This window comes from Pseudomonas songnenensis (genome assembly GCF_003696315.1).
In the GTDB taxonomy this organism is placed as follows: Bacteria; Pseudomonadota; Gammaproteobacteria; order Pseudomonadales; family Pseudomonadaceae; genus Stutzerimonas; species Stutzerimonas songnenensis.
Genome location: NZ_RFFN01000003.1, coordinates 425,324 through 441,826, shown reverse-complemented (window position 1 = coordinate 441,826; position 16,503 = coordinate 425,324). Strand labels below are relative to the sequence as shown.

At 62.8% G+C, this 16,503-nt stretch carries 19 protein-coding genes; 12 read left to right on the top strand and 7 right to left on the bottom strand.

Annotated features, from left to right (window positions below; all coding sequences use genetic code 11):
* Positions 1-123: 123 nt before the first annotated feature.
* Together EA798_RS10725 and oscA are read right to left on the bottom strand one after the other, a co-directional pair.
* On the bottom strand, positions 124-1,122 hold the full coding sequence (locus EA798_RS10725) for a sulfate ABC transporter substrate-binding protein (RefSeq protein WP_122098931.1): 999 nt from the start codon (positions 1,120-1,122) through the stop codon (positions 124-126).
* A gap of 266 nt (positions 1,123-1,388) precedes the next feature.
* Positions 1,389-1,568, bottom strand: a complete 180-nt coding sequence (oscA, locus tag EA798_RS10720; protein ID WP_011911457.1) for a sulfur starvation response protein OscA — start codon at positions 1,566-1,568, stop codon at positions 1,389-1,391.
* Positions 1,569-1,825: 257 nt separating this feature from the next.
* Between oscA and EA798_RS10715 the strand changes: the two genes are divergently transcribed.
* From EA798_RS10715 to EA798_RS10680, 8 genes are all read left to right on the top strand, one after another.
* Positions 1,826-2,401 (top strand): RBBP9/YdeN family alpha/beta hydrolase, encoded by a 576-nt coding sequence (locus tag EA798_RS10715; protein ID WP_102820307.1) that lies wholly within the window; start codon positions 1,826-1,828, stop codon positions 2,399-2,401.
* A gap of 47 nt (positions 2,402-2,448) precedes the next feature.
* Entirely contained in the window at positions 2,449-3,087 is a 639-nt protein-coding gene (locus EA798_RS10710) for a peroxiredoxin (protein ID WP_122098930.1), read from the top strand.
* A 16-nt stretch (positions 3,088-3,103) separates the two neighbouring features.
* Positions 3,104-3,697 carry an NADPH-dependent FMN reductase gene (gene ssuE / locus EA798_RS10705; RefSeq protein ID WP_122098929.1) on the top strand — a complete coding sequence of 198 codons (594 nt, stop codon included), beginning with the start codon at positions 3,104-3,106 and terminating at the stop codon, positions 3,695-3,697.
* A gap of 98 nt (positions 3,698-3,795) precedes the next feature.
* Positions 3,796-4,761, top strand: a complete 966-nt coding sequence (locus tag EA798_RS10700; protein ID WP_122098928.1) for a sulfonate ABC transporter substrate-binding protein — start codon at positions 3,796-3,798, stop codon at positions 4,759-4,761.
* Positions 4,762-4,808: 47 nt separating this feature from the next.
* The gene (gene ssuD / locus EA798_RS10695) at positions 4,809-5,957 is read left to right on the top strand and encodes an FMNH2-dependent alkanesulfonate monooxygenase (RefSeq protein WP_122098927.1); all 1,149 of its coding nucleotides are present in this window, start codon (positions 4,809-4,811) and stop codon (positions 5,955-5,957) included.
* A 136-nt stretch (positions 5,958-6,093) separates the two neighbouring features.
* Positions 6,094-6,879, top strand: coding sequence for an aliphatic sulfonate ABC transporter permease SsuC (ssuC, locus tag EA798_RS10690; protein WP_122098926.1), 786 nt, complete (start codon positions 6,094-6,096; stop codon positions 6,877-6,879).
* Positions 6,876-7,676 carry an aliphatic sulfonates ABC transporter ATP-binding protein gene (ssuB, locus tag EA798_RS10685; protein WP_122098925.1) on the top strand — a complete coding sequence of 267 codons (801 nt, stop codon included), beginning with the start codon at positions 6,876-6,878 and terminating at the stop codon, positions 7,674-7,676. Before ssuC ends, ssuB begins: the two co-directional genes overlap by 4 nt.
* A gap of 34 nt (positions 7,677-7,710) precedes the next feature.
* On the top strand, positions 7,711-7,926 hold the full coding sequence (locus EA798_RS10680) for a TOBE domain-containing protein (protein WP_014595507.1): 216 nt from the start codon (positions 7,711-7,713) through the stop codon (positions 7,924-7,926).
* Positions 7,927-8,060: 134 nt separating this feature from the next.
* On the opposite strand, the gene alaC is transcribed toward EA798_RS10680, so the two are convergent.
* The 3 genes from alaC to EA798_RS10665 all read right to left on the bottom strand — a co-directional run bounded on the left by alaC (position 8,061) and on the right by EA798_RS10665 (position 10,775).
* Positions 8,061-9,272: an alanine transaminase gene (alaC, locus tag EA798_RS10675; RefSeq protein ID WP_122099128.1), complete on the bottom strand. Its 1,212-nt coding sequence runs from the start codon at positions 9,270-9,272 to the stop codon at positions 8,061-8,063.
* Between the two features lie 98 nt (positions 9,273-9,370).
* Positions 9,371-10,066, bottom strand: coding sequence for an MOSC domain-containing protein (locus EA798_RS10670; protein ID WP_122098924.1), 696 nt, complete (start codon positions 10,064-10,066; stop codon positions 9,371-9,373).
* A gap of 13 nt (positions 10,067-10,079) precedes the next feature.
* Entirely contained in the window at positions 10,080-10,775 is a 696-nt protein-coding gene (locus tag EA798_RS10665) for a glutamine amidotransferase (RefSeq protein ID WP_122098923.1), read from the bottom strand.
* A gap of 28 nt (positions 10,776-10,803) precedes the next feature.
* On the opposite strand from EA798_RS10665, the gene EA798_RS10660 reads away from it, so the two are divergent.
* Positions 10,804-12,102, top strand: coding sequence for an aminotransferase class I/II-fold pyridoxal phosphate-dependent enzyme (locus tag EA798_RS10660; protein ID WP_122098922.1), 1,299 nt, complete (start codon positions 10,804-10,806; stop codon positions 12,100-12,102).
* 30 nt (positions 12,103-12,132) lie between these two features.
* Here the strand turns inward: EA798_RS10660 and ptsJ are convergent, their stop codons facing one another.
* Positions 12,133-13,428 (bottom strand): MocR-like B6 salvage transcription factor PtsJ, encoded by a 1,296-nt coding sequence (gene ptsJ / locus EA798_RS10655; RefSeq protein WP_122098921.1) that lies wholly within the window; start codon positions 13,426-13,428, stop codon positions 12,133-12,135.
* Positions 13,429-13,578: 150 nt separating this feature from the next.
* On the opposite strand from ptsJ, the gene pdxK reads away from it, so the two are divergent.
* From pdxK to EA798_RS10640, 3 genes are read left to right on the top strand one after another with little or no spacing between them, the layout of a single operon-like run.
* Positions 13,579-14,454: a pyridoxine/pyridoxal/pyridoxamine kinase gene (pdxK, locus tag EA798_RS10650; RefSeq protein WP_122098920.1), complete on the top strand. Its 876-nt coding sequence runs from the start codon at positions 13,579-13,581 to the stop codon at positions 14,452-14,454.
* Between the two features lie 5 nt (positions 14,455-14,459).
* Entirely contained in the window at positions 14,460-14,720 is a 261-nt protein-coding gene (locus tag EA798_RS10645) for a hypothetical protein (protein ID WP_058063472.1), read from the top strand.
* 6 nt (positions 14,721-14,726) lie between these two features.
* Positions 14,727-15,944 carry an aspartate aminotransferase family protein gene (locus EA798_RS10640; RefSeq protein ID WP_106156364.1) on the top strand — a complete coding sequence of 406 codons (1,218 nt, stop codon included), beginning with the start codon at positions 14,727-14,729 and terminating at the stop codon, positions 15,942-15,944.
* A gap of 255 nt (positions 15,945-16,199) precedes the next feature.
* Here EA798_RS10640 and EA798_RS10635 read toward each other — a convergent pair whose 3' ends face one another.
* Positions 16,200-16,424, bottom strand: a complete 225-nt coding sequence (locus tag EA798_RS10635; RefSeq protein WP_122098919.1) for a DUF2188 domain-containing protein — start codon at positions 16,422-16,424, stop codon at positions 16,200-16,202.
* Positions 16,425-16,503 lie beyond the last annotated feature (79 nt).

Below are 16,503 nucleotides of genomic sequence, written 5' to 3'. Positions count from 1 at the left end.
TCGGCTGAAGCGTCACGAGCGCAGCTCAGGCAAGGCGAAGACCGGCGAGGGCGCGGAGTTTACGGGCTGTAAATGAGCAGGCCCGAGCCGGTCTTCAACGAAGTATGAGCAAGCGCAGTAGCTTCATTCGGCCTGATAGATCTGGTCGAAAACGCCGCCATCATTGAAGAACTTCGGTTGTGCGGCCTTCCAGCCGCCGAAATCCCCGTCGATGGTGACCAGCTTCAGCGCCGGGAACTGATCCTTGAATTCGGCCGCCACGGCCTCGTTGCGTGGCCGGTAGAAGTTCTTCGCCGCGATGCGCTGGCCTTCCTCGCTGTACAGGTAGTTCAAATAGGCCTCGGCTAGCGCCCGCGTGCCCTTACGCTCGACGTTCTTGTCCACCACAGCCACCGGTGGCTCGGCAAGGATCGACAGCGAAGGCGCGATGATCTCGAAATCTTCACCGCCCTGTTCCTTCAGGGCCAGGAAGGCCTCGTTCTCCCAGGCCAGCAGCACGTCGCCGATGCCGTTGTTGACGAAGGTGACGGTCGAGCCGCGAGCTCCGGTGTCCAGTACGGGCACGTTCTTGTACAGCGTCCCGACGAATTCCTGTGCTTGTTCCTCAGTGCCGTATTTCTGCTGCGCATAGGCCCAGGCGGCAAGGAAGTTCCAGCGTGCGCCGCCGGAGGTCTTCGGGTTCGGCGTGATCACCTCGACCCCCGTCTTGATCAGATCGTCCCAGTCCTTGATGCCTTTCGGGTTGCCCTTGCGCACCAGGAAAACAATGGTCGAGGTGTAGGGGGTGCTGGCGTCCGGCAAACGGGTCTGCCAATCCTCGGGGATCAGCTTGCCGAGGCGATGCAGCTCATCGATATCGCCAGCGAGGGCCAGCGTCACCACATCGGCGCGCAGACCATCGATGACGGCACGGGCCTGCTTGCCCGAGCCGCCATGGGATTGCTGGATCTTGATCGGCTCATGGCCCTGGGCCTGCCAGTGCTTGTTGAAGGCGTCGTTGAATTCCACATAGAGCTCGCGCGTCGGATCGTAGGACACGTTGAGCAGGGTATCGGCGGCCAGTGCGGGGCCGGCGATCAGCGCGCTCGCCAGGGCGGCGAGGGCGAAGCGACGAATGGACATGGTGCAGCTCCTGAAAAAACTAATTTGGTATGTGTTGGCGCTTCAGGGGCGGTCGCTGAAATCACGCTGGAAGACAGGCAGCGCGAGGCAGAAGCAGCCCGGCGGGTTGCAACCTGGTCTAGCTGTGTCCGGTGGTTTTCAGTGACTCGATTAGCTCCGCATTCGCGGACGACAGCTGCAGTACCGGTGCGTGTTCATGGTCTCGGCTCGTTTCATGGTCACGCCCTCCGGTGGTCCAGTCGGGCTGATGGATGGGGTAGTCGGGGTCAGGCGTTCTTGCCGGTCGGCTGCAGGCGGAACTTCTCCTTGCGCTCGATCTGCACGACCTGGCCGTTGTGCACGGTGATTTCAACCGAGCCGAACTTGAGGCCGCTCAGGGCACTGTGGATCTCGCGCAGGATGCTGGCTTCGTCCTGCCCCTCGAGGTTGCGAATGGTCGCGGTCATTGCTGTTCTCCGTGAAAGCCTTTCGTGACGACCGGAACGGCCGTAGCCAGCAAGGCGTGGAGCGGATCATAGGTGTGGGCGAAATATTCTTAAAAATATTGTTTAAGAACATTTATAGATCTTTATGGAATAACAAGAAGATTCTTTATCAGACGACCTCATATTCTTAAAAAGAATAAATAAAGAATTCTTTATTCTTTTTAAGCGAATCGATCTGCTGTCTAGACTGGCCGCCATGAATCACAGGAGGCGCCGATATGCGCAGCATCCGTTATCTGATCGTGCCGGGCTGGCACGGCTCGCCCGATGAGCATTGGCAAAGCCATTGGCAACGCACCCTGCCGGGCAGCGCCCGAGTGGAGCAGCAGGACTGGCTCCTTCCGCGTCGCGAAGACTGGGTCGCCGAGCTGCAGTGCAGCATTGCCGGCCATACCGAACCGGTCATTCTGGTGGCGCACAGCCTGGGCTGCATCACGGTTGCGCACTGGGCGGCTCAGGCACCTGCGCAGCTGCTGCAACGGGTGCGCGGCGCCCTGCTGGTGGCCCCCGCGGATGTCGAACGCAGCGGCTGCCCGGAAGCATTACGCAACTTCGCCCCGATCCCTCGCCAGCCTTTGCCATTCGCCAGCCTGCTGATCGGCTCGGACAACGACACTGCCGCCAGTGCCGCGCGTGCCGTCGAGATGGGCCACGCCTGGGGCAGCGAGACCACGATTTTGGCCGGTGCCGGGCATATCAACGTGGCCTCCGGACATCGGCGCTGGGAGCAGGGCTTCGCCAGCCTGTACCGCTTGCAGAGCCGGATCGAGCGACAGGCGCAACGGCGCGCCTAAATCGCTATCAACCAATGCCGCAACCCACGCAAGAAAGGAGAACGAAGATGAGCATCCGCCTCGGCGACATCGCCCCCGATTTCGAACAGGATTCCAGCGAAGGCCGCATCCGCTTCCACGAGTGGCTGGGTGACAGCTGGGGTGTGCTGTTCTCGCACCCGGCCGACTTCACCCCGGTGTGCACCACCGAACTGGGCTTCACCGCCAAGCTGAAGGACGAGTTCGCCAAGCGCAACGTCAAGGCCATCGCCTTGTCCGTGGACCCGGTGGATTCGCACATCAAGTGGATCGACGATATCAACGAGACGCAGAACACCCGCGTCAACTTCCCGATCCTGGCTGATGCCGACCGCAAGGTCTCCGAGCTGTACGACCTGATTCATCCCAACGCCAACGACACCCTGACGGTGCGCTCATTGTTCGTCATCGATCCGAACAAGAAGGTGCGTCTGACCATCACCTACCCGGCGAGCACCGGGCGCAACTTCCACGAGATCCTGCGGGTGATCGATTCGCTGCAGCTCACCGACAACCACAAGGTCGCGACCCCGGCCAACTGGCAGGACGGCGACGAGGTGGTGATCGTGCCCTCGCTCAAGGACGAGGAGGAGATCAAGCAGCGCTTTCCCAAGGGCTATCGCGCGGTCAAGCCGTACCTGCGCCTGACGTCGCAACCTAACCGCTGAGCGAGGACGATCACCGATGATGGTCGTTTCCCTGGCCGGCAGCCCCAGCCAGCGCTCGCGCTCCGGCGTGCTGCTGGATGCGGCGGGTGGCTGGCTGCAGCGCCACGGCGTGGAGGTGGTGCGCTACGCCGTACGCGATTTCGAGCCGGCCGACCTGATTCACGCCCGCTTCGACAGCCCGGTGGTGCAGCGTTTCGCCGAGCACGTCGAGCAGGCCGATGGTCTGCTGGTGGCCACGCCGGTGTACAAGGCGTCGTTCGCCGGTGCGCTCAAGACGCTGCTGGACCTGCTGCCGGAGCGGGCGCTGGCGAACAAGGCGGTGCTGCCGCTGGCCAGCGGTGGCAGCGCGGCGCACATGCTGGCGCTGGACTACGCGCTCAAGCCCGTGCTGGCGGCGCTCAAGGCACAGGAGATCCTGCACGGCGTGTACGCCGTGGACCGGCAGATCGCCTATGCCGAGGGCAACCAGCCGGCGCGACTGGATGACGCGCTGCGTGAGCGCCTCGAAGCCGCCGCGTCACAACTGCTCGCGGCGCTGGCGCGATGTCCGCGGCCACTCGATCCGCACCTGTTGAACGACCGGCTGGCCAACGCCCGCTGGAGTATCTGAAAACCCGGGCTCCGGCCCCCTGACGCTACACCTCGCCTTACTCCCCCGCCAACGGGTGAGCAGGTTGCTTCCCAATCCGATCGCAGAGGAGCGTGCCCATGAGCACTCGCAACCTGCGTCGAGGACTGGTCGCCCTGCTTGCCGCGACCCTGTCCATCGGCGCTTTCCATGTCCAGGCCGAAACCCTACGGATCGGCTACCAGAAATACGGCACGCTGGTGCTGCTCAAGGCCCGTGGCACGCTGGAGCAGCGGCTCGCCGGGCAGGGCTTCGACGTTCAGTGGACGGAGTTCCCCGGCGGCCCGCAGCTGCTGGAAGGGCTCAATGTCGGCTCCATCGACTTCGGTGTGACCGGCGAAACCCCGCCGGTGTTCGCCCAGGCCGCCGGTGCCGATCTGCTCTACGTCGCCCATGAGCCGCCAGCGCCCAGTGGCGAAGCGATCCTGGTGCCGAAGGATTCACCGATCCGCTCGGTGGCCGAGCTCAAGGGCAAGAAGATCGCGCTGAACAAGGGCTCCAATGTGCACTACCTGCTGGTCCGCGCGCTGGAATCGGCGGGGCTGCAGTACCGCGACATCCAGCCGGTGTACCTGCCGCCAGCCGATGCCCGCGCCGCCTTCGAGCGCGGCAGCGTCGATGCCTGGGTGATCTGGGATCCGTTCCAGGCCGCCGCCGAGGCGCAGCTGCAGGCGCGCACCCTGCGCGACGGCCAGGGGCTGGTCAGCAACCATCAGTTCTACCTCGCGGCGCGTCCGTTCGCCGAGCGCAATCCTGCGGTCATCAGCACCCTGATCGGCGAAATCCGAGATATCGGCCGCTGGGTCGAGGCCAATCCGGACCAGGCCACCGAGCAGGTGGCGCCGCTGCTCGGCCTGTCCCGCGAAATTACCCGCAAGGCGGTGATCCGCCAGGGGTACGGCGCCCGGCCGATCACGCCAGAGGTGGTCCGTGCCCAGCAGCGCATCGCCGACACCTTCGCCGAACTCAAGCTGATCCCCCGAAAGCTGGTCATCCAGGACGCGGTCTGGGCGGCGCCGAAGCGCATAGCCCAGTACCCGGAATAACCCTCATTGCCCACGGTACGCCCGACGAACAAAACGGAGTTCTACCCATGAGTCTCAACATCTTCTGGTTCCTGCCCACCCATGGCGACGGCAAGTACCTCGGTACCAGCGAAGGCGCCCGCGCCGTCGACCACGGCTACCTCGGCCAGATCGCCCAGGCCGCCGACCGCCTCGGTTTTGGTGGCGTGCTGATTCCCACCGGCCGCTCCTGCGAGGATTCCTGGCTGGTGGCTGCCTCGCTGATCCCGCTCACCCAGCGCCTGAAATTCCTCGTCGCACTGCGCCCGGGGATCATTTCGCCCACCGTGGCGGCGCGCCAGGCGGCAACGCTGGATCGGCTCTCGGGCGGTCGCGCGCTGTTCAACCTGGTTACCGGCGGTGACCCGGATGAGCTGGCCGGTGACGGCCTGCACCTGAGCCATGCCGAGCGCTACGAGGCTTCGGTGGAATTCACCCGCATCTGGCGGCGTGTGCTGGAGGGCGACACCGTCGACTATGACGGCAAGCACCTGCAGGTCAAGGGCGCCAAGCTGCTCTACCCGCCGATTCAGCAGCCACGCCCGCCGTTGTATTTCGGCGGTTCATCCGACGCCGCGCACGAGCTGGCCGGGGAGCAGGTGGACCTGTACCTGACCTGGGGCGAGCCGCTGGAAGCCGTGGCCGAGAAGATCGCCCAGGTCCGCGAGAAGGCGGCCCGGCATGGTCGCACGGTGCGCTTCGGCATTCGCCTGCATGTGATCGTGCGGGAAACGGATGCAGAAGCCTGGGCCGCCGCCGACCGGCTGATCAGCCACCTGGACGACGACACCATCGCCCGCGCCCAGGCCTCCCTGGCGCGCTTCGATTCGGTCGGCCAGCAGCGCATGGCCGCGCTGCATGGCGGGCGGCGCGACCGCCTGGTGGTGGCGCCGAACCTCTGGGCCGGTGTCGGCCTGGTCCGCGGCGGCGCTGGTACCGCGCTGGTGGGCGACGGCCCGACCGTGGCGGCACGGGTCAGGGAATACGCGAATCTCGGCATCGACACCTTCATCTTTTCCGGCTACCCGCACCTGGAAGAGAGCTATCGGGTCGCCGAGCTGCTGTTCCCGCACCTGGACATCGCCCAGCCCGAGCGCCCGGCGAGCCGTGGCTATGTCAGCCCGTTCGGCGAAATGATCTCCAGCGACATCCTGCCGAAGGCGGCAGCAGCGAGCTGAGTGGGTGTGGTGGGCTGAACCCCGTCCTACGGGGTAAGTCCCCGCCCCTGCGGTCGGCCTGTGCACATTGAGCCGTTGGTGAGAGCGACCGACCGCAAACCATACGTCAGCGAAATCGAACATACGGAGCAAAACCATGACCTTCAATTCTCTTGGTCAGCGTCTGGCGCCGTGGGCCTTGCCGGTCGCGCTGCTGGCGGCCTGGCAGGGCGCGGTGGTCCTCGGGCTGCTGTCCACCCGCATCCTGCCGGCGCCCAGCGCTGTGCTTGCGGCCGGCTGGGAGCTGCTCGGCAGCGGCGAGCTCTGGACCCATCTGGCCATCAGCGGCTGGCGCGCCGGCGTCGGCTTCGCCATCGGCGGCGGCATCGGCCTGCTGCTCGGTTTCATCACCGGCTTGTCGACCTGGGGCGAGCGTCTGCTCGACAGCTCGGTGCAGATGATCCGCAATGTGCCGCACCTGGCGCTGATCCCGCTGGTGATTCTCTGGTTCGGCATCGACGAGAGCGCAAAGGTCTTTCTCGTTGCGCTCGGCACCCTGTTCCCCATCTATCTGAACACCTACCACGGCATCCGCAACGTCGACCCGGCGCTGGTGGAAATGGCGCGCAGCTATGGACTCAGCGGATTCGCCCTGTTTCGCCAGGTGATCCTGCCCGGCGCGCTGCCGTCGATTCTGGTTGGCGTGCGCTTCGCCCTCGGTTTCATGTGGCTGACCCTGATCGTCGCCGAGACGATCTCGGCCAGTGCCGGCATCGGTTACCTGGCGATGAACGCCCGCGAGTTTCTGCAGACCGACGTGGTGGTGCTGGCGATCCTGCTCTACGCCGTGCTCGGCAAGCTGGCCGACGTCGCGGCCAGGGGCCTGGAGCGTGTGTGGTTGCGCTGGCACCCGGCCTACCAGGCCAAGGCAGGTGGCCAATGACTGCACTGCACAGCATCCGCCAGGGCATCCCGTTGGCAATCGAGAGGATCGAGAAATCCTTCGGTGAGCGTCGGGTGCTCAAGGGCATCGACCTGCATATCCCGGCTGGCCAGTTCGTCGCCGTGGTCGGCCGCAGCGGCTGCGGCAAGAGCACGCTGCTGCGCCTGCTGGCCGGGCTGGATCAACCCAGCGGCGGCCAGCTGCTGGCCGGCAGCGGCTCGCTCAACGCGGTGCGCGAGGACATTCGCCTGATGTTCCAGGATGCGCGCCTGCTGCCCTGGAAGCGGGTGATCGACAACGTCGGTCTGGGGCTTTCCGGCAACTGGCGCCAGCAGGCCGAGGAAGCGCTGGCCGCGGTTGGCCTGGGCGAGCGGGCCCATGACTGGCCGGCGGCGCTGTCCGGCGGGCAGAAGCAGCGCGTCGCGCTGGCCCGGGCGCTGATCCATCGTCCACACCTGCTGTTGCTCGACGAGCCACTCGGTGCGCTGGATGCGCTGACCCGCATCGAGATGCAGCAGCTGATCGAACGGTTGTGGCAGCGGCATGGCTTCACCGTGCTGCTGGTCACTCACGATGTCAGCGAAGCGGTGGCGGTGGCCGACCGGGTGATCCTGATCGAAGACGGCCGCATTGGCCTGGACCTGCCCATCGACCTGCCACGCCCGCGTCACCGCGGCGATGCGCATCTGGCGGTGCTGGAGGCGCAGGTACTCGACCGTGTCCTGGCCTTACCGGCGTCGCCGCCTCAGGCACAGGCGCTATCCCCCCTGCCAACCCAGCTGCGCTGGGCGCTATGACCGAATCACAATTTCATACAGACGGAGCAACGACATGACCATCAAAGCCATCAACGTGCGCAACCAGTTCAAGGGCACCATCAAGGAGATCGTCCAGGGCGATGTGCTCTCGGAAATCGACGTGCAGACCGCCGCCGGCATCGTCACCTCGGTGATCACCACCCGCTCGGTCCGCGAGCTGGAGCTGCAAGTCGGCAGCGAGGTGATCGCCTTCGTCAAATCCACCGAAGTGTCGATCGCCAAGCTGTAGCAGGCCGGAGGTCGCTCGGCGGCCAGTCATTTTTGGCGTGCACACGATGAAGGTTTCGTCGTGAGGTGCTGCATCTGCATATGCCAGAGGGCGGTCGCAACACCAACGGCGCCGCCCGACTACCAACCTCCGCGTTAAACGCCTGATGATACGTTGAGGCCCAATTGCACAATGCCGTCAGCCCTCAGCATCGAGCGAATCCCGCGCAGCGCCTGGCGGATGCGGCTCTGGTTCTCGATCAGCGCGAAGCGGACGTGATCATCGCCATACTCGCCAAAACCGATCCCGGGAGAAACCGCGACTTTGGCTTCTGTCATCAATTTCTTGGCGAACTCCAGCGAGCCCAGATGCTGGTATTGCTCGGGAATTTTTGCCCAGACGTACATGGTTGCCTTGGGTTGCTCGACCATCCAGCCGATGGCTCGCAATCCTGAAACCAGTACATCTCGGCGGACTTGGTAGGTTTCAGCGATCTCTTTCACGCAGCCCTGGTCACCCTCCAGTGCGGCTATTGCGGCAACCTGAAGCGGGGTGAACATGCCGTAGTCGTGGTAGCTCTTGATTCGCGCAAGCGCGTTGACGAGTTCGGCATTGCCCACCATGAAACCAACGCGCCATCCGGCCATGTTGTAGCTTTTCGACAGCGTGAAGAATTCGACCGCAACATCCTTGGCGCCAGGCACCTGCATGATCGAAGGGGCTTTCCAGCCATCGAACACGATGTCTGCGTAAGCAAGGTCATGCACGACCAAGATGCCGTACTGCTTGGCGAGCGCGATCACCCGTTCGAAGAAATCGAGCTCGACGCATTGCGCGGTTGGGTTCGATGGAAAGCCAAAGATCATCATCTTGGGTGTCGGAATGGACTCACGAATGGCCCGCTCCAGTTCGATGAAAAAGTCCACCCCAGCCACCAGTGGAACAGAGCGAACTTGAGCGCCCGCAATCACCGCGCCGTAGATATGAATGGGATAGCTCGGGTTGGGCACGAGCACCGTGTCCCCGGCATCTAGCGTTGCGAGCATCAAGTGCGCCAGCCCTTCCTTCGAGCCGATCGTCACGATCGCCTCGGTTTCCGGGTCGATCTCGACGTCGTATCTGCTCTGGTACCACTGGGTGATCGTGCGGCGCAGCCGGGGAATGCCTTTTGAACTCGAATACCCGTGCGTATCGTCCCGCTGAGCGACCTCACAGAGCTTTGCCACGATATGTGGCGGCGTCGCGCCGTCCGGGTTGCCCATGCTGAGATCGACGATGTCCTCTCCTCTGCGTCTCGCTTCGAGCTTCAGCTCCGCTGTGACATTGAAAACATAAGCAGGAAGGCGATCGATTCGACTGAACGCCATCTTGGATGGAATGGGGGCTGACTGACTGTTATTGGACATTTGGATCTCGAGAATGAAGGCGGATATCCGAGCGGGAGCGCGTGTGGCCAATTGTTTTGCTAGCTGCTGGATTCCGGCCCACCCAGGCGCTTGGCCCAGGACTCAACGGTGCTGGTACTGATGCGATTTGCCACAATCTTCTCCCAGGAGGGTGGCAATCGAAGCGACTGCAAACGCACCAGTGCGTCCAGGTCCAGCGTGTTGATGTAGAGGAGTTGCAGCACGCTGCGCAGTGGCCACTCGGGGTGTGGGCGAACGAGCAGGTTCAGCGTCGCGCCGGCTTCGATCACGCCCGGCTCAAGCACTCGGTAGTACCAGCCAACCTTGCCGCTACGCTGCATTTCGAGTGCTGCGCCCTTCGTGCCAAGCCGATCATCGAGCTTCCAGCAGGGTTGGCGAGTCTGGGAAACCTCCAGCACTGTGGTTCCGCACGAGAGGATGTCGCCCATGCAAATGTTTTCTTCGGTTAGCCCTACGGTCGATAGGTTTTCGCCAAAGGCGCCGGGAGCGCTTAGTAGCGGCCGATTGCCGAACGTCTGCCTCCAGTGGTGATAATGCTCGTACGGGTAGTGGTGGATGGCCTTGTCCGGCCCGCCATGCACACGCCTATCACCTTGCTCGTCACCTTCGAGCCCCTCAAACCCTACCCTGACCGCCCCTGTGCGCGGTCTTTTATCGATTCCACTGAAGGTCTCGGGCCGCGTGAATGGCACAGCTGTTCCGGTCATGATGGTTTGAATCTTCCCGAGTAGCATCTATGCGGCTCCGTCAGTGCCTGTCCAGCCAGGACGCAAACACCGTCTGTGCGGCCGCGAGCAGTTCGTCTGCGCATGCCTGGGCCTGATCTCTGATGACGCGCGGATCGAGCTTGATGCTGTCGAGCTCACCTGCATGGCCGACCAGCCAGTGCTCGATACGCTGCGCATTGGCCTCAAGGTGGAATTGCAGGGCGAGAACCGAGTTGCCTACCGAAAACGCCTGGTTCGGGCAGGTGTCGGTTGCTGCCAGGCGCGTCGCTCCCGCTGGAATTTCGAACTGATCGCCATGCCAGTGCAGTACCGGCACGCCGCTACTCAAGGGCTCAAGGCAGGACTGCAGGCCCTCGTCCGTGAGCGATATCGGCGCAAAGCCGATCTCTTTCTTTTCCATTGGACCAACGTTGCTGCCCAGTGCCCGTGCTATCAGCTGAGCGCCAAGGCAAACTCCCAGTATTTTCTTACCGCACTGAAGCCGTTGTTCGACGAATGAGAGGACGGGCTTCAGGAACGGGTACTTCGCTTCGTCGAAAGCCCCGATCGGGCCGCCGAGAACGATGACCAGATCGTGGGCTGACGGATCGAGGCCGGCAAACGAGTCGAGGTTCGCGTCTAGGGTTTCGATCTGGTATCGGCGGCCATCAAGAATCTGCTGCAGCGAGCCGAGATCTTCGAAAGCAAGAAAGCGAATGACAAGGGCGGTTTGCATTTATGTACCAATACAATACAATGAATGTATGAATACAATAGCTAGCGGATCGACCGCTGTCGAGATCGCTGAGTCGATCGAACAGCAAATTCGTGCGGGTTTTTACCGGGATGGCGCCATGCTGCCTGCCGTCAGAGCACTCGCGCAGCAGCTTCAAGTCAGCCCAAACACTGTGGCGGCGGCCTATAAGCTGCTGCGTGATGCCGCCCTGATAGTGACCGACGGACGGCGCGGAACGCGTGTAGCAAGCGAGATGCCCACGGCCGAAACGCAAACCACCATTCCTGAGGGTTTGCGAGACATGGCCTCGGGAAATATCGATGGGGCTACGCTGCCCGCCATCGAGGCGGGCTGGCTCACCGAGAGCCAGTCCGGTTATGACGTGCAAAGCAATGATCCACTGCTGCTTGATGTTGCAGGCCAGTGGTTGGCTGAGCAGGGGGTTCCGTGCCAGCAGCTGGGCATTTACTCGGGAGCGCTCGATGCCGTAGAGCGCGCGCTGCGCCTTCGGTGCCGCCCAGGCAACAAAGTGATTGTGGAAGATCCCTGCTGGCCGCCGGCGCTTGCGTTACTGGCAAGCTTGCGACTCAAGGCCGTTCCTGTCCCGGTAGATGCGGAAGGCGCGTTGGCTCCATCTGCCGAAGTCCTCCGCTCGGCCGCTGCCGTCATTCTTACCCCGCGTGCTCACAACCCCACCGGGTTTTGCATAAGCGAGCGCCGATGGAAAGAATGGCTCGACAACCTTGCAGGCGCGCCCGATACGCTGCTCATCCTCGATGACCATTGGGGGCCGCTCAGTGCTGCCAACCCCTTGAGTTTCACTCGCGAACCTCTCAGTTGGCTCTACGTCGTGTCGGTCAGCAAGTTCCTGGGGCCTGACCTGCGCGTTTCGGTGGTAACTGGCAGCCCCAGCGTGCTCAAGAGCATGCACCATCAGCAGACGCTCGGCCCCCGCTGGGTCAGCCTGTTGCTGCAAAGGCTTGCAGGGCATCTATGGCAGAAGATGCTCGATAGCAGTCGCCTGGCGGCGGTGGGAGCCGAGTACTTGGGGCGGCGTTCGGCGCTGATTCAGGGGCTCAACGATTTGGGCATAGCTGTGCCTGCTCAGGGGGAGGGCTTGCACGTGTGGTTGCCTGTCGCGGACGAAACCTCCGTTGTCCAGACGCTGGCATCGCTGGGCTGGGCCGTCCAGGCGGGTTCGCCGTTCAGGCTGGAAAGCCCGGCGGCCGTTAGGATCAGCATCGGTAACCTGAACCCTATCAGTGTGCCGGCATTGGCGCGCGATGTTGCGCACGCCTTGAAGCAGCGTCGCCGCGCGGTGAATTGAGCGGGGCAGGAAACCGCTCGCTGCGCCGAGTCAATGGATACAGAGACTTAGATCTTCGGCGAAGCGGGCGGCCTGGTCCGCGTCCATCATCGAAACGGTTACACGAATGCCGCGCACCGGCTCCTGAACAGTGAAGCCCATCCCGCTGCGCACGACCCAGCCTCTCTGGGCCAGATGCAGGATGATCGGCTCGACGTCCTCATTAATCGGCACCCATATGTTGAGCCCGTCACATGGCTGGCCAAGCTGAATTCCCTGACTGCTCAACGCGTTGATCAGAAGATTTCGGCGATGTGTGTAATCCGTTCGAGCACGCTCGATCTGCTCTGTGACCAGGGGCGAAGTCAGGCAGGTATGCGCGATGTCCTGCAGAAGGTGGCTCACCCAACAAGTGCCTGAAGCCAGCCGTAACCGAAGCCGCAGCGATGTTTCCCGATCGCTGCCGATAGCCGCGAGCCGCAGATCCGGACCCAGCGCTTTGGATACCGAGCGGATCAGCGCCCAGCGTCGGCTGGCGGGGGGAATGACCTGGTGAAATTTCGCGTTGGATAACAATGCGAAGTGATCATCCACGAGCACCAGCACCTGCGGGTGTCGTTCAAGCACGGCGCGTATTTCTGCTGCCCGCTCGGCGCTCACGCTCGCGCCGGTTGGGTTGTGGGCGCGAGGTGTGATCAGTACGGCCTGTGCGCCCTTCGCCAGGGCAGCCTCCAGCACATCAGCCTGCATCCCTTGCTCGTCGACAGGTACGCCGACTGCCTGCAAGCCAGCGATGCGCAGCGTGTTGATGCTACTGATGAAGCACGGGCTCTCGACCACAACCTTGTCGCCAGGCACCAGGTAGGCGGCCAGAAGACGCTCGACAGCGTCCACAGCCCCGTGGGCCAGGTCGATCTCTGGAGGCGAGGGGCAGTCGTCGGCCAACCATCGATAGGCCACGTCCTGAAAGCCCGGATCAACCGGTGCGTCGCCATAGAGTCGCAGGCGCGGTTGCCGCTGTGCCAGTGCGAGCGCCGGGTCGGGTAGCCACATCGGATTTGGGTTACCGCTCGACAAGTCGGTCAGTCGAGAATGACCGATACCGCCTTCCTGCTCACCGGGCCCGACTGTTTCGCAAATAACCGTGCCCAGGCGACCTCGGGTCTCGGCAACGCCTGCCGCGACCAGGCGCTTATATGCAGCGGCGACGGTATTGCGATTGACCCCCAGCTCCGATGCCAGTTGGCGAACGGGCGGCAATGTCTGGCCGGGACTCAGCTGTTGCGCCTGCACCTGGCTTCGTATCGCTTCGAAGATGTCGTTTGCGGTCTTGCTTATAATTTTCATATTGTCCTATGACAATGTTTACTTGAGCACAGGACAATCTTACACTTTGCCAGAGCGGTTGCTACCTCAGGGGCAATCGGATCGACGCAGCTAGAGCTGCGAACCGCTTCAGCCGTGGATCACCAGCAGGCTGCAATTGGAGTATGTGTGATGGCTGTGAGCATCGATTTCGCCGACGTGTCGGGTACTGAGCCGCTTCCTCTGGACGTGATCTCGATTCAATCGCAGGTGGTCTATGGGTGCGTTGGTAACAGCATCGCGGTGCCTGTCCTGCAGGCAAGCGGTCTCTGCGCCGGCGCCGTGCCCACCGTCGTACTCAGCAATACGCCCCACTACCTAACCCACCATGGCGGTGCGCTTCCGACCAGCTGGTTCGCCGGTTACCTGAAAGATCTGGAGGCGCGCGGTGCCTTGCGTTCGGTGAGAACTGTCCTCGTGGGTTATCTGGGCAGCACCACGCAGGCGGCGGTCCTGGCCCGTTGGTTGGGCACGGTATTGGAGAAATTTCCCGATATACGCGTTCAGTTGGACCCAGTTCTGGGTGATGACGACTGCGGTATGTATGTAGAGCCGGCTATGGTGAATGCCTTTCAGGCTCATTTGCTTCGGTTCGCCCACGGGCTCACGCCCAACGCATTCGAGCTGGCTCGTCTGTCCGGCCGCTGTGTTGAAACTGTCGAGCAGGTTATCGACGCCGCACGCAGCCTGATCACCGGGCGGACTCAATGGGTCGTTGTCACCAGTGCAGCTCAACATGAATGGCCAGGCGAGCGCATGTACGTGGTGGTGGTGACGAAGGAATACGCGCAGGTAATCGAGCATGAGCGCGTCAACGTATCGCCCAAGGGCACCGGAGATTTCTTCAGTGCAGCTCTGGCCGCCTCACTGTTAAAGGGCGCGGAACTTACCAATGCCGTTGAGGCGGCCTGCCGCCAGGTTATTGAGTCTCTTGCCCTCACACTTCAAAGCAACTCGACCGAGCTGCGCTTACCAGCGAACGGATCCTCTCTCTGCGCCAAGGAATGACCGTCATGCCTATCTATCGTCTGAACATTCGCCGTGACCAAAAGCACCTTGGCCATTTCGAATCCGATACGCCATGGGCGCTGGAAGCGGTGCAAGACATCGCTCAACGTCTGCCTGCAGCCGAGGGCTATTGCATCGAGATGCAGGTATCTGATGGCGAGCGCCGCTACCTGGAGGTCGGGCCCAGTGGAATCCGAGTGCTGGGTACCGAGCACAGCTTCCGGCCAGTCACACAGCGTTCTGCGCTTCTAGCACCGGTGGAGTAAGGGTTCATGGACGATCAGAATTCACACCTGATGCATGCCTATGCCAGGCAGCCGGTTTACTTCACCCGCGGGCAGGGCGCCCGGCTTTGGGACACACACGGGCGCGAGTATCTCGATGCGATTGCGGGAGTTGCCGTAACCAATCTCGGCCACTCTCACCCTGAAATAACCGCAGCCATTGCCGATCAGGCGGGCCGTTTGATGCACACCTCGAATCTGTTCGGCATCGAGTGGCAGGACTCGCTCGGTTCGAGGCTTTGCGCGATATCCGGAATGCGTCGGGCGTTTTTCTGCAACTCGGGAGCGGAGGCAAACGAGACGGCGCTGAAACTGGCGCGCTTGCACGCAAGCCGGCGAGGCGTGGCCCATCCGCTTGTAGTGGTAATGGAGAACAGCTTTCACGGCCGCACACTCGCAACGCTGGCCGCAACCGGTAACCCGGGCGTGCAGCGTGGCTTCGAGCCACTTATGCCGGGATTCATGCGGGTGCCATACGCCGACATCGAAGCGGTAAGGACCCTCGCGTCGCAGTTCCCCAATATCGTCGCAGTGCTGGTCGAGCCAGTCCAAGGCGAGAGCGGCGTACGCATTGCACCGATTGAGTACATGCAGGCGCTGCGCGACCTTTGCACGGCGAACGACTGGCTGTTCATGGTCGATGAGGTACAGACCGGCTTCGGCCGCACCGGGGCATGGTTCGGGTATCAGCATGCGGGAGTGTTGCCGGACGTGATCACCTTGGCCAAGGGCCTTGGTAACGGCTATCCAATCGGTGCATGTCTAGCCAGAGGCACCGCGGCGGACCTCTTCTCGCCTGGCCACCACGGCTCTACTTTTGGCGGCAACCCGATGGCCTGTCGAATTGGCTGCACCGTCGTCGATGTGATGGAGCGAGATCGCATACCGCAACGTGCGAGAGTCATGGGGCAGCGCCTGGAAGGCGCTCTCCGCCAGGGGCTCGCGGGGTGTGAAGGCGTTGTAGCGATTCGCGCACTGGGGCTGATGGTAGGCATCGAGCTCGATCGTCCATGTACGGAGCTGTTGACCTGCGCATTGAAGGATGAGGCCTTGCTGATCAGCGTTTCGCGGGAACGGACGATCCGCCTGCTGCCGGCTTTGATCTGCTCCGAAGCAGAGATCGATGAAATAGCCGCCCGTCTGTCTCGCCTGGTTTGGCAGTGGTCGCGGCGCTGCGTCGGCGATAGCGTGACGGATGTGGTGTGAAGCGCTCCGCATCGCCGGCTTTTTCCCGATGTGTTGCCCTTGGGCGCTACGATGCAACGCAGGCCGGCCAGCCCGCCCAGGCTGGTACCGGAGATACGCTTGCCTGCCGTGCTGAAAACGCATGATAGATGCCGTCAGTCCGGCTTCTCCGGCCGGGCTTCAGGTGTACCGAATTCTGCCGGGCCGGCTGCCCCTACGGTTGGCTAACAGTGTTGTTCGGGCGGGGAAATGTCGCGTATCTGTCTCCTGCACGCCTCAGCCCTTGCTCTCACGCGGGTCGGCGCTGCGCGGGTAGGTGCGCTCTTCCTGAATTGTGCCGTCCTTCTTGTGGATCTTCACCGAGGCCGTCTTGCCCTCGAGAAACGCTGCGGTCACCTGCAGCATTTCATCCTTGGTCGCGGCGCTTTTCGAGGCGCGCGTCGCCCCCACCTTGCGCAGCTCCCAACCCGACTCGGTGGCACTGATGTGATAGTTGTTCATGTGCGGCTCCTCTGCTGTGGGTTGCGTTTTTAGAGTGCGGTGCAGAGGCGCGGTTCGATGAGGCGGCTTATGGGTTGCC